Source organism: Tsuneonella sp. HG222, from assembly GCF_053819185.1.
The window spans coordinates 418,877-433,766 of sequence record NZ_JBSOQZ010000001.1 but is presented as its reverse complement, the minus strand read 5'-3'; the positions used below and the strand labels follow the sequence as shown (position 1 = coordinate 433,766).

The following is a 14,890-nucleotide window of genomic DNA, read 5'->3' as shown; positions in this document are numbered from 1 at the left end:
CGGAGTTTAGGAACATGAACAAGTTGATGACTGCGGTCGCTTTGGCGATCGCTCTTCCCGGCGTCGCGCACGCCCAGGCCGCTCCTGCGGAAAAGCCGAAGATGGAATGCTGCGAGAAGATGAAGGAGAAGTGCGCGTGCTGCGACAAGATGGCGGGCAAGCCCGCCAGCGGCACCGCGGCGCCTTCCGCGGATGATCCGCACGCAGGCCATAACATGACGCCGACGGCCCCCGCCAACGGGCACGCGCACCACTAAGCACGACTGACCTGCCGGCGGGGCGTCAGTCCCGTCGGCAGGCGATCGTCTTCGCGCCAGTGAATCAGGGAACTCCCTCATGAATGAACTCGTCCTCGGACGGCGTGCGCTGCTGCGCGCCGTCGCTATGTCCGGCGCAGGCTTCGGCTTGGCGCAGGCTCTGCCCGCCTGGGCCCAGCCGCTCTCGAAAGGCCTCGTGCGCCCGTTGCCGACAGTCGGTGGCAACGACATTGCGCTTACCATCGGTCAGGTCAGCGTCGAGGTGGACGGCAAGGTCACCCGCGCCGTCGGCATCAACGGCACCGTGCCGGGCCCGCTGATCCGCCTCAAGGAAGGCCAGCGGGTACGCCTGCGCGTGCAGAACACGCTCGATGAGGACAGCTCGATCCACTGGCACGGCCTTCTCGTGCCGTTCGAGATGGATGGCGTTCCCGGCGTCAGCTTCCCCGGCATCATGCCGCGCTCGACGTTCGACTACGAGTTCGATCTCAGCCACGCCGGTACCTACTGGTATCACAGCCACAGCGCCTATCAGGAAGAAGACGGCGTGTATGGCCCGATCGTGATCGATCCGGCGGGACCCGACTCGGTCGCCTACGACCGCGAGCATGTGCTGGTGCTGTCCGATCACAGCCCGCTCGCCGGCGCGACGATCTACCGCAAGCTCAAGCAGATGGGCGGGCCCTACTTCAACCGGCAGCGCATGACGCTGTCGGGACTGCTCGCAGGGCGCGACCTCACTGCGAAGGAGCGCTGGGAATGGGCGCAGATGCGGATGGACGCGGCCGACATCGCCGACGTCACCGGGTCAACCTACGCCTTCACCATCAACGGCTTCGGCCCCTACGACAATTGGACCGGCCTGTTCACGCCCGGCGAGCGAGTGCGTCTGCGCGTGATCAACGCGTCGGCGCAGACGACCTTCAACATCCGCATTCCCGGCCTGCCGATGACGGTCGTCCAGGCCGACGGTCTCAACGTGCGGCCGGTCACCGTGGACGAGTTCCAGATCGGCACCGCCGAGACCTACGACGTCGTCGTTACACCCGGGGACCGCGCCTACAGTTTTGTCAGCGAGGCGAGCGACCGGTCGGGCTTGGGCCGCGCGACCCTTGCGCCGCGCGAGGGCATGAGCGCGCCGGTTCCGCCGCTGCGCCCGCGCCCGCTCCTGACCATGAAGGACATGGGCATGGGCGACATGGACCATTCCGGGATGGATCATGGCGCGATGGGCAGTGGATCATCGAACCCGGCGAAGGTACGCGGCGTCGATCCGACTGCCCAACAGAACGCCTCCGGCGAGTTGTGGAAGCTGACCGGCTGGAAAGAGACAGGCGCCGTAGTTGCAACGGCAGCGGCGGCTGGCATGGCGGGTATGGATCACGCGGCGATGGGGCATGGCTCCGCTGCGGCATCTCCGGCGGCAGCACCCATGGACCACGCCGCGATGGGACACACGGCCCCGGCGGCCGCCGGCCAGGCAGCCGCTCCGATGGACCATGGCTCGATGGGCATGCGCGACTTCGCCAACGCGCCGCAGGTCGACAGGAACCCGGGCGTGCAGACGATCTCGCCGATGCCGGTGGATCGCATGGGCGATCCGGGGACGGGCCTCGAAGATGTCGGCCACCGTGTGCTGACCTATCGCGATCTCATGGCGCTCGAGCGCAATCCCGACGTGCGCGCGCCGTCCCGCCAGCTCGACATCCACCTCACCGGCAACATGGAACGCTACATGTGGTCGTTCGACGGGGTGAAGATGAGCGAGCCGGCCGAGCCGATCCCGTTCCGCCATAACGAACGCGTGCGCGTGCGACTGGTCAACGACACGATGATGCAGCACCCGATCCATCTGCACGGCCATTTCTTCGAGCTGGTGACGGGTCATGGCGCCTGGTCGCCGCGCAAGCACACGGTGAACGTGCAGCCGGGCGGGACGGCGACCTTCGACGTCACCCTCGATGCGCAGGGCGACTGGGCGTTCCACTGTCACAACCTCTACCACATGACCGCCGGGATGATGCGTGTCGTCACCGTGCGTCCCGACAAGGGAGACGCGTAAGATGATCTGGCTTCACAGACTTCCCCTGCTTGCCGTGGCGGCTTTCGCCAGCGTGCCAGCAGTCGCGCAAGAACAGGCTTCGCCGGACCAGACATCGGTCCCTACCGCAGCCACGAGTTGCACTCCCGAGCATGCTGCCATGGGGCATTGCACGCTGCCGGCAAATCGATCGGCGGTCGCTCAGCCGCAGCCCGGGCCCAAAGCGCCGCCTACCTGCCTGCCCGAGCACGCCGCGATGGGACATTGTACGTTAACGGAAAACCAACCGGCTGCCGCTCAGCCACTTCCGGTACCGCAAGCGCCGAGCACTTGCCTGCCCGAACATGCTGCAATGGGCCATTGCACGCGTCCCGCTGCCGCTCCCACAGCGACGCCACAGACCGCGTCCCCGGCCCAAACCACTTGCTCGCCGGAGCATGCGGCGATGGGGCATTGCACACTCCCCGCAGCGCAACCTGTGGCTCAGGTGACGTGCGCGCCGGAACACGCGGCGATGGGACATTGTACCCCGGCCGAAACGATCACGGCAGAGGGGACGAACCTCCCTGCCGGCTCGGGCACGGCTCCGCCCGTGCCCACGGACTACGCCGCGGACGCGATCTATGGCCCATCCGCGATGGCCATGGGGCGTCACCATCTGTCGCTGCATCACGGCGGCCAGAACTTTTCGATGGTTATGCTCAACATCGCCGAGGTGAAGATCAAGAGCGGGCGGGACGCCTACGAATGGGGCGGCGAGGCCTGGTATGGCGGAGACATCAATCGGCTGGTGGTCAAAACCGAAGGTGAAGGCGAGTTCGGCGCCGGGGTGGAATCGGCTGAGGTCCAGGCGCTCTATAGCCGCGCCATTGGCCCTTACTTCGATCTTCAGGCCGGTGTCCGGTACGATTTCGAGCCAGACCCATCGCGCGTCTACGCCACGATCGGATTCGAGGGGCTGGCGCCGGGTTTCTTCGATGTCGAGGGCGCGCTGTTCCTGTCGGATCGGGGCGAACTGTTGGGCCGGCTCGAAGGCTACTACGACCAGCGCATCACCCAAAAGCTGATCCTGCAGCCGCGTGCCGAGCTCAATTTCGCGGCTCAGAGCAGCGAGGACATTGGTGTCGGCGCGGGTCTGACCGATGCAGAGATCGGCGTCCGGCTGCGCTACGACATCGCCCGCGAATTCGCTCCTTACGTGGGCGTCCAATACGAGCGGGCGTTCGGCAGGACGCGCGATTTCCTGCGTGATGAAGGCGAATCTGCCGGAGGCTTTAGCTTCCTGGCGGGCATTCGCTTCTGGTTCTGAGGGGAGAAGAGCAATGTTGATAACGACCATGATCGCAGCCTTGCTGGCGCTCCAGGCGGCACCAGGGCACCATCCTTCAAAAGCGGGGCCGACGGCACCGCAAACCGCGCCGCTCGGCGCCGACGAGAGCGCCGTTCGCGACGTGCTGGCGCGCTACAAGTCCGCGATAGAGCGGCTGGACGCGAGCGGCACCGAAGCGCTCTTCACCGAGGATTCCGCGGTGTTCGAAACCGGCGGGGTCGAAGGCACCTACAAGGAGTATCTCGCGCATCATCTGGGGCCCGAGCTCGCGGCTTTCCGCGCGTTCGCGTTCTCCGACTACGCGGTCGCGGTGCGCATCGAAGGCGATCTCGCGCTCGCAACCGAGACCTACAATTACCGGATCGAGACGGAGAGCGGTGAGATCGCGATGCGCAGGGGCGTCGCCACGAGCGTGCTCACGAGAACGGCGGATGGCTGGAAGATCCTGGTCATGCACAATTCGGCGCGCAAGCCGAAGGGGACCTGAGATGAGCATGTTCATCCGACGATCGCATCGCTTGCTGGCGCGGTCGGTGCTGGCGATGTTTGCAGCCATCGCTGTCCTGTCCATGCCAGCGGCACCTGTATCGGCGCACAAGGATCACAAAGCGAAGCAGGAGGCAGCGCAACTCGAGGCACAACGTGCGGCGGCTGGCGGAACGCGGGACGCGGCTCCCATGGCCCACGATCCTGCGATGCCGGGTCATGCCGCGGCCATGGCGGCGATGGACGCAGCAGACGATCCGCCGCAGAACTTCGCGGCCAGACTGCTCGACTGGCTCGGCCGCTTCCATCCCATGCTGGTGCATTTTCCAATCGCCTTCATTCCGGCGGCGCTCTTCACCGCCATCGTCGGGCGCAAGCGGCCCGGCTTCGCGAAGCCCGTCCAGTTCCTGGTGGTGACCGCAGGAGTGACCGCTCCGTTCGCCCTGCTGTCGGGCTGGCTGAGCGGCGGGTTTGAACTCGGCCTCGACGACTGGATGATGCAGAGCCACCGCTGGCTCGGGACCGGCATCGGGATCGGCGCGTTCGCCTTGGGTGTGTTCGCGCTCAAGCGTCCCGAGCAGGATCGCGGCACAGCCATGATCGTGGTGCTGTCGATCCTGACGGCAGCGATCCTCGTGCAGGGGTGGTTCGGCGGCGCGCTCGTGCACGGCGTCGATCACCTGAACTGGTAAGGAGAACGACCGATGGAAGACCACGCAAAGTCCGCGCATCACGAGGGCGGCTCGAAGCCCTACATGATGCTGGCGGTCAATCTCGGGCTGAGCCTGCTGGTGATGTATCTCGCCATGTTCGCCATGATCTGGAGCTGGGGGGAGTTCATCCAGAACGTGAACTTCTTCTACATGGCTTTGGTCATGTGGGCGCCGATGGGCGCGATCATGCTTGCGACAATGGGAGGCATGTATCGCAACCGGAAGCTCAACGCCGCGCTCTATGTAGCCTTTGCGGCGATCTTCGTCCTGTCGCTTGTCGGCATCCGGCAACAGAGCCTCGTCGGCGATGACCAGTTCCTGCGCTCGATGATTCCACACCACTCAGGTGCTATCCTGATGTGCGAGGAAGCCAAGCTCACCGACCCCGAGATACGCCAGCTCTGCGGCGAGATCATCCAGGCGCAGAAAGATGAGATTGCCCAGATGAAGCGGATCATGGGCCGCCACTGACCCGATACGACGGAAAACCACGGAGATACTCGATGACCAAACTCACCGGAATTGCAGCGCTTGCGCTGCTCGCGTCGCTGAGCGCCTGCGGAAGCGAAAATCAGCCTACCGAAGACGCCGCGCCCGCTGCCAGCATGACCATGGACGGCCCCTACGCCGAATCTGAGATGACGATGGACAAGGCGATGAAGGCGGCTGTCGGCGTCGATGCCGCCGACACCTGGGTCAAGAAGATGATCGCGCACCACGACGGCGCGATCGACATGTCGCGGATTGTGCTCGGCCTCCAACCCACCGCCGATGTCGCGAAGATGGCGCAGATGACGATCGACAACCAGGGCGCCGAGATCGAAGCGCTCAAGGCGCTCGCCCGCAACGGCACCGCCGATCCGGAAAGCGCCAGGCTCTACGAAGCGGCAATGACCGAGATGCACAGCGAAATGATGGGGGCATCGGGCGCGACCCCTTCGGAGACCTATCTCGCCAAGATGCTCGCCCACCACCGCGGGGCCGTCGCGATGTCGGACATCGCACTCGCGAACGGCGCGAGCGGGGCCGTGCGCGCGCAGATCGTGGAGACCCGGTCAGAGCAGCTCAAGGAAGTGGGGATGGTCGAAGCCATGCTGCGCGGCAAGCCGATGGCCATGCAGGCGCAAGCCAAGAGCGAAACCTCTGCGCCGGCGGCTACCGCGAAACCTGCTGCTCCGAAGGCTGCCGATGCAAAGCCGGCCCCGGCCAAAGCGGCTGCGCCCAAGCCCTCGGCGGAACCTGCAGCGGAGCCCGACGCGTCGCCTACCTGCGCTCCCGAACATCGGGAAGCGGGCCACTGCTGATCGCCCCTTGATGGCCCCGGCGAGAACTTCGCCGGGGCCACTCTCATCCAAGGCCGGAGCTTTCGCCCGCAGATGCGAACCCACGTAATCGCCCGCAAGACGCATAAATGGATCGGGCTGTTCGTCGGCCTGCAGGTGGTCGTCTGGTCGCTTAGCGGCCTTTACATGACCATCGTCCATATCGATACGATCCACGGCGACCATCTCATTCGCGTGGCGTCCATTCCGGGCGTCCATGCGAACGCCTTGCGGGATCCGCTCGCGCTTGCCGCGCGGGAGAAAGCTTCCAGCATCAGGCTGGCCTGGGTTGATGAGCGCCCGATTTATGTCACCGAAGGGCCCTCGGGAGAGCGCGCCTTCGGGGCAACCTCGGCTACGCGGTTGGACCCGCCGAACGAGCAGGCAATCAGAGCCCTGGCTTCGTCGTACTACACCGGGTCCGAGTCCATCGCATCGGTCGAACTCTTTACGGATGTGCCCGGGGAAATCCGCGGACGAACGCCTCCGCTCTGGCGGGTGGAGTTCGATCATTGGAACAGTCCGACCTTCTATCTCTCACCGGTTACCGGCGAACTGCTGTCGCGCCGGCACGAACTGTGGCGCGTGTTCGACTTCGTGTGGATGCTCCACATCATGGATTATGACGAGCGCGAGAACGTCAACAACTCCCTTCTTCGCGTCTTCACGTGGGGCGCGGTACTGATGGCGCTCTCGGGCATCTGGTTGCTTTTCCATGCCTTTCCCAAGCGCAAGAAGAAGGGGCGCAGCACCCTATGACAATCAAGTCGACCTGGCTGCGGAAAATCCACAAGTGGGTCGGGCTGGCGATCGGCCTGCAGTTCGTGATCTGGGCAATCAGTGGCGCCGCGATGGCGCTGCTAGACATGGAGGCGGTTGCCGGAGGCCCCCGGCCTCAAGCGACCCAAGCGGCAGTCGCTGGCGAAGCGACCGCGTGGCCAGGGATCGTCCGCGAGTTGGGCAGCGCAGAAATCGAGGGTCTGCGGCTGAAGACTCTGCTTGATCGGCCGGTGGTCGAAGTGCGGACCGCGCGATCGACCCGGATGTTCGATGCCCGAACGGGAATTCCAGTGACGATCGATGCGCCCGCCGCCCGCGCCATTGCGCAGTCGAACCATCCCAACGGGGCGAGGCCCGGCGCGGCGAAGCTTCTTACCGAGCGATCGCTGCCGGTCAGGGACCACGAGCCGCCGATCTGGCAGGTCGATTTCGCCGACGACGACGCGAGCACATATTACGTGTCGGCCACCACGGGCGCCGTGCTCGAGCGGCGGAATGACACCTGGCGCTGGTGGGATTTCTTCTGGATGCTTCACAACATGGATTACGCCGACAGGACAAGCTTCAACCATCCGCTGATCATCACCGCCGGCGTCGCGATGGCGTGGCTGGCGGTGACGGGCTTTTGGCTGCTGTTCCGGACGATGTGGAAGCATGATCTCGCTTGGGTCCGCGCGCGCCGGGAGCGCATATCTCGGTGAGATGCAGCAATCTTCGCGCTCAGCACAACCTTGCGTGGCCAAGACCAGACTGTTCGGCGAATTTTTCACCCGCGTGTTCGATCAGAATCTGGCTGCAACAAGCCTGCACCCGAACTAGCAGCCTCGCGCTGGATAGGCCTGAAGATTATTGGCCGTTCATCTGCCGGTCGCTGTCGCCGCTAGATTCGGGGTACCCCCGCTTTGCACCGCATTACGCACTGGCCGCCCGTGTCCATGAGCGACTGATGGGAAAAGGGACGATGAGCTGAAGCCTAACGCGTCGGCTCCGACACCTCACGTACTAGATCGCCAGTCTCATGCTCACTAGCATGGCGCGCAATATCAGCTTGGGACACGATCCCACAGCACTTACCGGCGTCATCGACGACGGGGAGACGACGGACTTGGTTCTCTTCCATCTTTTTGCAGCACTCAGCAACGCTCGCATCGATGGTCACGGTGACGGGAGAAGATGACATGATCTCCTCCACCTTCGTTTCGGCAGATTTGCCTTGGGCAACGCAGCGGCAAGCGATGTCGCGATCGGTAATGACGCCGACCAACCCACCATCTGCGTCGATCACTGGAATTTGGCCGCAGTCGTTGCTTGCCATCAGCGAGGCGGCTTCCTTCACACTGTCCGACGGGCTGCAGCATGCCGGATCCTTCGTCATCAGTTCGCGAATTTCCACATCGTCTCTCCTAAGCTCTTGAAGTGGCCGCGCGCCAATCGCGCGCTCAGTCGTCCAACGCAGCGCGGGGCTCCGACGTTCCTTTCAGCGAGAGATCCCATGGGCTTCTTTCGCCCCGTTCATACCTCATCGTCGGAACGACGGCATATCTTGAGGTTGTCTAGCTGCAATTGCCGTGGCATTAGCGCGCGGTCGATGACACTTCGCTCAACCTCGCCCTTCCGGACACTCGCGGCCCTGCTGCTGTTGTTCGCTGTCGTTTTCGGCGGCGCGTCCGATGCGGTTGCGTGCGACGATGTGGGAACCTCGATAGAGCAGACGATCCAGTCCATCGACACGTCGCCAGCACCTGAAAAGTCGAGCGACGACGCGCAGCCGCACGTTCTGTGTGCGCATGGCCATTGTCACAATGTCTCGCCGTTGGATCGCGGAGTGGTCTTCGTGACGGAGCAATTGGCGACAACCACGCTGCACTTTGCCCTGCCCATGGTTGCGCTCAGCGCAGCTGAAATCACCTCAGACAAAGAGCCGCCTCGAGCCTGACACCAGCCGTGCTGCAGTCGCAGCGCGTGTTTTGTGTCAGCAGAGGAACTCTCGAAAATGCTTTCCCAATTGCGAGTCCGCGCCCTCTGGCGACGGATTCCCGGCCCGCGATCGAGCGGGATCGGTCAGTCGAGCGAATATGCTCGGCATGTCCTTGCGGCTGCCGTTCTCGGGTGCAGCCCCGCTGCGGCCCTAGCGCAGGTAAGCTCGCCGGCAACGCCCCAGGTGGGTTCGCCGATCATGGGTCCACCCGCGCCGATCGATCGCACCGGAGACGATGCGTTGCTGCCGCTGCTGGTGCCGAGCGACGAGCTCTTGCCTGATAACCTTACCCTCGAAGGGGCTCTGGGCGCGGCGGAGGCACGGTCGCCGGCAATCGCATCGGCGCGCGCATCCGTCGCGGCGGCGCAGGGCAGGCTCCGTCAGGCGGGTTTCAGAGACAACCCCGAACTCAGCGTCGAGGTTGAGAACTTTCTGGGCACCGGAGAATTGGGCGGGCTGCAAAGCACTGAGGTGACCGTAGCCGTCAATCAGCGGCTCGACTTGGGAGGCCGGAGATCCGCGCGCCAGGCCGTCGGACGCGCCGAGCTTGCCGTGAGCGAGCTGCGCTTGCTGATCACGCGCGCGGAACTGGCTCGATCGGTGAGGCAACAGTTTGCCACGGCGGTCGCGGCGCGCGACAGGCTGCGTATCGCGGCGGAGAACGAGGAGAGATCGCGCGAGCTCGCACGGATCGCCAACATTCTGGTCGAAGTTGGCCGGGAGCCGCCACTGCGTGCGCTGCGCGCGCAGGCCGCAGCCAGCCAGGCCGCGGCAGAGCTTCGCGGCGCGCAAGCCGAAGAAGCCGCGTCACGCCGCACTCTTGCGGCTTTGTTCGGTGCAGACACGGCTCCCAGTTCGATTGCGGGCGACCTCGGCGACCCGATCCCAAACACAAACTTGCCGGTCGAATCCTTGGACGTACGGCTCGCCAATGCCCAGCTCGCTCTGGCCGAGGCGAGTCTCCAGCAACAGCTTGCGGAGCGACGGCTCGATCCCGCGGTTGGGCTTGGCATCCGCCATGTCCAGGAGCTTGGCGATCAGGCGCTCGTCGCGGGGTTTTCGATGCCGCTGCCGATCAGGGACCGCAACAGCGGGAATATCGAGGCAGCTCGAGCCGAAATCCGCGCTGCGGAGGCTGAGCGGGCCAGTGCGCGTGTTGGGGCCAGCACCCGGATCGCCAACGCGACGGCCAATCTCAGCGCAGCCAACGCCCGTGTCGAAGCGCTCGAACGCGGAGCCATCCCCGAGGGACGTGAAGCACTGCGGCTTGCGCAGCTATCGTACGAGGCTGGCAAGATCGAGCTTATCGAACTGCTCGATGCGCAGGCCGCGCTGACAAGCGCCGAAACCCAACTGATCGAAGCTCGCCTGGCGCAGGCCGAAGCCACCGCGGAACTCGCGCGCGCGACGGCGCAGTAAGGACATGACCATGGACCTCAATCCAACTGATGATCGCAAAAAGCTCATCGCCATCGCCGGAGGCATCGCCCTGTTGGCGGGCGTTGGCGGCATACTCATCGGCCGAGCTACGGACCAGCCGACCGCAGCCGGTGCGACTGCCGAAAAAGCCGAGGCGGGCGAGGAAGAGGGCGAGGAGGAGCACGGACCCGAAGGGTTTGTGGCCGTGCCGCTTGCAAATCTGGAAGCGGTCGGAATTCGGACCGAGCGTATTACTGCGGGCTCGCTTGGATCCGAAATCCTTGCCCAGGCGACCGCGACCGCTCCCCCGACCGGTCGCTCGTCCCTGACCGCTCGGGCGGACGGTGCGATCACGAGCATCTACAAGCGCCTCGGCGATGGAGTCGGTGCCGGTGAGACCGTCGCCTTGCTCGAGAGTCGCGAAGCGGCCGCGATCATGGCCGAGCGCGCTTCGGCCGCAGCCCGCGCGCAGGCGACGGCCGCCGCGCTCAATCGTGAGCGGCGTCTGTTCGATGCCAAGATCACCGCTCGGCAGGATCTCGAGGCTGCCCAGGCCGAGGCTGCGCAGGCTCAGGCGGAGCTGCGCCGCACCCAGGCGGGGGTGACCGCGGCCGGGGTGACCTCAGACGGACGGCACATTGCCGTCCGCAGCCTGATCAGCGGCCGGATTACCAAGATGGATGCGGAGCTTGGCGCCTTTGTATCGGCCGGGACCGAGCTGTTCGAGGTCGCCAACCCGCGCAGCGTCCAGATCGAAGCGGCGGTGCCGTGGTCAGACGCTCAGCGCATCCGCCCAGGCGATCGGGCCGTGATCGAGCTGGGCGATGGGGCGACCCTGGATGCGGTGGTCCGATCGACCACACCCTCGCTCGACACCGAGAGCCGCGCCGCAACCGTGGTGCTGTCTCCATCGGGCATTCCTGCCGGGCTGACCCAGGGCCAGGCATTTCGGGTCCGGATCACGCCGCGTGGTGGCGCGACTGGAAATCGCATCGTCATCCCGGAGGGTGCCGTCCAATCGGTGGAAGGCCGCGATGTCGTGTTCGTTCAGGTGAACGGCGGCTTCCAGGCAACCCCCGTGACTGCGGGCCAACGCAGCGGTGGCCGCATCGAGATTCTCGGAGGCATCAAGCCGGGCGCCGTGATCGCCACTGAAGGCGCATTCGTTCTCAAGTCGCAGCTTGGCGCCAGCGAAGCCGAGCATTGATACAGGCACCTCCCCATTTTCGAGGCTTCGGCCGCGCCCGCGATGCTGATCTCGGCATTGCCGACCGCTTACGCCTCCCAGGAACGTATTTATGTTAGATCGTCTCCTCGACGCTTCGGTCCGATTTCGCTGGGTGGTCATCGCCCTTACCCTGCTCGTTGCGGCGTATGGCGCCTACCAGCTATTCCGCCTGCCGATCGACGCAGTGCCGGACATCACCAACAAGCAGGTGCAGATCAACACCCAGGCGCCGGCCTTGGGTCCACTCGACATGGAGCGGCTGGTCACGTTTCCGGTTGAGACGGCGATGGCCGGGATTCCCGGCCTAGAAAGCACGCGCTCGATCTCGCGCAATGGCTTCAGCCAGGTCACGGTGATCTTCGAGGACAGCGTCGATATCTTCTTCGCGCGGCAGCAAGTTGCCGAACGCCTCAACCAGGCACGCGAGAGCCTTCCCGAAGCGGTTGAGCCCCAGATGAGCCCGCTGTCGACTGGCCTCGGCGAAATCCTGATGTGGACGGTCGATTACAAGCGACCGTTGTCGAAGGAATCGCGGATGATCGCCGGGCAACCCGGTTTTCAGCCCGACGGCGCGTTCCTCACCCCGGATGGCGAGCGTCTGACGACCGATGTGCAGAAGGCCGCCTATCTGAGGACGATCCAGGATTGGGTCGTCCGCCCCCAGCTCCGCAGTGTCGAGGGAGTTGCCGGAATCGATTCGATCGGCGGCTACGAAAAACAGCTGGTGGTCCAGCCTGACCCAAGCCGCATGGCGGCTTACGGCGTCTCTTTTACCGAGCTCGCCGAGGCCCTCGAGCGCGGAAACATCTCGATCGGTGCCAACTTCGTGCAGCGCGCCGGCGAGGCCTTTCTGGTGCGCGCGGATGCGCGCATTCGCACCGAAGACGAGATCGGCCGGACGGCCATAGGGACCCGTGGAGGGGTGCCCGTGCTCGTCCGCGACGTTGCGACCGTGCAAAGCGGCGGCGATCTCAGGACCGGTTCGGCTTCCATGAACGGGCGCGAAGTGGTTGTGGGGACCGCGCTGATGCTGCTGGGGGGTAACAGCCGCATCGTTGCCGAAGACGTGCGCGAGCGGCTGGAGGAGGTCGCGAAGTCGATGCCTCCGGGCATCGCGGTGAACGTGGTCTACGATCGTGCCGCCTTGGTCGAAGCCACGATCGGAACCGTCGAGAAGAACCTGCTCGAAGGGGCCCTGCTCGTGGCAGCGGTGCTGTTCTGGCTGCTTGGCAATATCCGCGCGGCGATCATCGCAACGCTCGTGATCCCGCTTTCCTTCCTGTTTATGGCCATCGGGATGAACCGCTTCGGCGTGTCGGGAAATCTGATGAGCCTCGGCGCACTCGATTTCGGCCTCATTGTCGATGGATCGATCATCATTATCGAGAATTGCCTGCGCAGGCTGGCGGAGCGCCAGCATCATGAGGGCCGGCTTCTGAGCCTGCCGGAGCGCCTTCACGAAGTGTTCGAAGCCTCCAAGGAGATGCTCCGGCCCACCATCTACGGCCAGGCAATCATCCTGCTCACCTTTGCGCCGCTGCTCACCTTCACCGGGGTCGAGGGCAAGACGTTCTCGCCGATGGCGATCACGGTCATGCTGGCGCTGGTGGGTGCTTTCCTCCTGTCGCTGACCTTCGTGCCCGCCATGGTTGCCGTCCTCATCCGCGGCAAGGTCGCGGAGAAAGAGGTCAAGGCGGTTGCCTGGTACAAGGAGCGGTACGAGCCCGTGCTGCGCCGAGTGGTCCAGCGGCCTTGGCCGTGGATTGGCGGCGGCTTGGCCACCATGGCGGCAGCCTTTCTTGTCTTCACAAGTCTGGGGCGCGAATTCATTCCCACTCTCGACGAGGGCGATCTTGCCATGCAGTCGCTGCGGGTACCTTCGACCTCGCTCGAGCAGTCGACCAAGATGCAGCTGGCGGTCGAGCGCGCGGTGTCCAGCCTCCCGGAGGTCGCCTATGTGTACTCGAAGACCGGTACGGCCGAAGTCGCTTCCGATCCCATGCCGCAGAACGCATCCGATGCCTTCATCATCCTGAAGCCGCGCGACGAGTGGCCGGACGGGGTCGATAGCCGCGAGGACGTTCTCGCCCGGATCGACGAGAAGCTGGGGGGCCTCGTCGGTAACGCCTATGAAACAAGCCAACCGATCGAGCTGCGCTTCAACGAGCTAATCGCCGGTGTCCGCGGCGACATCGCAGTCAAGGTCTTTGGCGACGACATGGACGTTCTCAATCGCGTCGCGGGCGAAGTCGCAGCCGCTATGAGCGGTGTCGAGGGAACTGCGGATCTGAAGGTCGAACAGACCGAGGGCTTTCCCACGCTCGAGGTGCAGTTCGATCGCGAAGCGATCGCTCGCTACGGCCTGGCCATGGAGGACGTGACCGACACGGTCGCGGCCGCCCTGGGCGGACGCGAAGCCGGATTGGTGTTCGAGGGTGACCGCCGCTTCGACATCATCGTTCGGCTCGACAATCTCAACCGTGACGACCTCGACGTGGTCGGCTCGCTTCCCGTGCAGCTCCCCGAAGGTGCTTCCGGTGCCGGAACGTCCGTCCCGCTGCGCGAGCTGGTCGCCTTCCGAACGTCCGAAGGCCTGAACCAGGTCAGCCGTGAGAACGGACAGCGCCGAGTAGTGGTGCAGTCCAATGTGAGGGGCCGCGATCTCGGCTCCTATGTCGAGGAGGCGCAGGAGCGGGTCGCGCAGGTTAAGCTTCCACCCGGTGTCACCATCACCTGGGGAGGGCAGTTCGAGAATTTGCAGGCAGCCTCGCAGCGCATCACCCTGATCGTGCCAGTGGTATTCCTGCTGATCTTCGGCATCCTGTTCCTGGCGGTGCGCAATTTGCGCTCTTCGCTGGCCGTCTATTCGGCAGTTCCGCTGGGGCTCGCCGGTGGCGCGTTTGGATTGGCGCTGGCGGGCTTGCCGTTCTCGATCTCGGCGGCGGTCGGTTTCATCGTGCTATCGGGGGTGACCGTGCTCAACGGTCTCGTGGTGATGACCAGCGTCCGTCAGCGGATCGATGCTGGACGACCGGTGGACGAAGCGATCGTCGAAGGCACTCTGGAGCGGGTCCGCGCGGTGCTGATGACCGGCATCGTGCCGGCGATAGGCTTCGTGCCCATGGCGCTGGCCACCGGGCGAGGGGCAGAGGTCCAGAAGCCGCTCGCGATCGTGGTCATCGGCGGCCTGATCGTCGCCACCATCATGACCCTCTACGTCCTTCCCGCGATCAGCCATCTCATCCTGAGGAAGCGCGGGGAGCCCCATCAGCCGGGCGATTTCGAGGACGGAATACCTAGGTCGGAACCGCTGCCAGCATGATCCGTCCAAGACCT

Annotated in this window: 14 protein-coding genes; 13 read left to right on the top strand and 1 reads right to left on the bottom strand. The window is 64.8% G+C overall.

Annotation, left to right across the window (positions count from 1 at the left end; translation table 11 throughout):
* The first annotated feature begins 26 nt into the window (after positions 1 to 26).
* The 9 genes from ACWPMZ_RS02060 (at position 27) to ACWPMZ_RS02020 (ending at position 7,630) form a co-directional block, all read left to right on the top strand.
* Positions 27 to 257: a hypothetical protein gene (locus tag ACWPMZ_RS02060; protein WP_455702356.1), complete on the top strand. Its 231-nt coding sequence runs from the start codon at positions 27 to 29 to the stop codon at positions 255 to 257.
* Between the two features lie 79 nt (positions 258 to 336).
* On the top strand, positions 337 to 2,319 hold the full coding sequence (locus tag ACWPMZ_RS02055) for a copper resistance system multicopper oxidase (protein WP_455702355.1): 1,983 nt from the start codon (positions 337 to 339) through the stop codon (positions 2,317 to 2,319).
* A 571-nt stretch (positions 2,320 to 2,890) separates the two neighbouring features.
* Positions 2,891 to 3,607 (top strand): copper resistance protein B, encoded by a 717-nt coding sequence (locus tag ACWPMZ_RS02050; protein WP_455702354.1) that lies wholly within the window; start codon positions 2,891 to 2,893, stop codon positions 3,605 to 3,607.
* 13 nt (positions 3,608 to 3,620) lie between these two features.
* Positions 3,621 to 4,115 (top strand): YybH family protein, encoded by a 495-nt coding sequence (locus tag ACWPMZ_RS02045; RefSeq protein WP_057883329.1) that lies wholly within the window; start codon positions 3,621 to 3,623, stop codon positions 4,113 to 4,115.
* Between the two features lie 190 nt (positions 4,116 to 4,305).
* Entirely contained in the window at positions 4,306 to 4,806 is a 501-nt protein-coding gene (locus ACWPMZ_RS02040; protein ID WP_455702353.1) for a DUF2231 domain-containing protein, read from the top strand.
* A gap of 12 nt (positions 4,807 to 4,818) precedes the next feature.
* Positions 4,819 to 5,298 (top strand): DUF305 domain-containing protein, encoded by a 480-nt coding sequence (locus ACWPMZ_RS02035; protein WP_455702352.1) that lies wholly within the window; start codon positions 4,819 to 4,821, stop codon positions 5,296 to 5,298.
* A gap of 32 nt (positions 5,299 to 5,330) precedes the next feature.
* Complete coding sequence (locus ACWPMZ_RS02030; RefSeq protein ID WP_455702351.1) at positions 5,331 to 6,131, top strand: DUF305 domain-containing protein; 801 nt, start codon at positions 5,331 to 5,333, stop codon at positions 6,129 to 6,131.
* A gap of 72 nt (positions 6,132 to 6,203) precedes the next feature.
* The gene (locus tag ACWPMZ_RS02025) at positions 6,204 to 6,908 is read left to right on the top strand and encodes a PepSY domain-containing protein (RefSeq protein ID WP_120717231.1); all 705 of its coding nucleotides are present in this window, start codon (positions 6,204 to 6,206) and stop codon (positions 6,906 to 6,908) included.
* Entirely contained in the window at positions 6,905 to 7,630 is a 726-nt protein-coding gene (locus ACWPMZ_RS02020) for a PepSY domain-containing protein (RefSeq protein ID WP_120717230.1), read from the top strand. The genes ACWPMZ_RS02025 and ACWPMZ_RS02020 overlap by 4 nt, the downstream gene beginning before the upstream one ends.
* Before the next feature lie 272 nt (positions 7,631 to 7,902).
* Here ACWPMZ_RS02020 and ACWPMZ_RS02015 read toward each other — a convergent pair whose 3' ends face one another.
* The gene (locus ACWPMZ_RS02015) at positions 7,903 to 8,322 is read right to left on the bottom strand and encodes a CBS domain-containing protein (protein ID WP_057883323.1); all 420 of its coding nucleotides are present in this window, start codon (positions 8,320 to 8,322) and stop codon (positions 7,903 to 7,905) included.
* A gap of 195 nt (positions 8,323 to 8,517) precedes the next feature.
* Between ACWPMZ_RS02015 and ACWPMZ_RS02010 the strand changes: the two genes are divergently transcribed.
* The 4 genes from ACWPMZ_RS02010 (at position 8,518) to ACWPMZ_RS01995 (ending at position 14,876) form a co-directional block, all read left to right on the top strand.
* Positions 8,518 to 8,865 carry a hypothetical protein gene (locus ACWPMZ_RS02010; protein WP_057883322.1) on the top strand — a complete coding sequence of 116 codons (348 nt, stop codon included), beginning with the start codon at positions 8,518 to 8,520 and terminating at the stop codon, positions 8,863 to 8,865.
* A gap of 225 nt (positions 8,866 to 9,090) precedes the next feature.
* Complete coding sequence (locus tag ACWPMZ_RS02005; protein ID WP_455702350.1) at positions 9,091 to 10,326, top strand: TolC family protein; 1,236 nt, start codon at positions 9,091 to 9,093, stop codon at positions 10,324 to 10,326.
* A gap of 4 nt (positions 10,327 to 10,330) precedes the next feature.
* Complete coding sequence (locus ACWPMZ_RS02000; protein WP_455702349.1) at positions 10,331 to 11,533, top strand: efflux RND transporter periplasmic adaptor subunit; 1,203 nt, start codon at positions 10,331 to 10,333, stop codon at positions 11,531 to 11,533.
* A gap of 91 nt (positions 11,534 to 11,624) precedes the next feature.
* Positions 11,625 to 14,876, top strand: a complete 3,252-nt coding sequence (locus ACWPMZ_RS01995) for an efflux RND transporter permease subunit (protein ID WP_057883320.1) — start codon at positions 11,625 to 11,627, stop codon at positions 14,874 to 14,876.
* Positions 14,877 to 14,890: the final 14 nt, after the last annotated feature.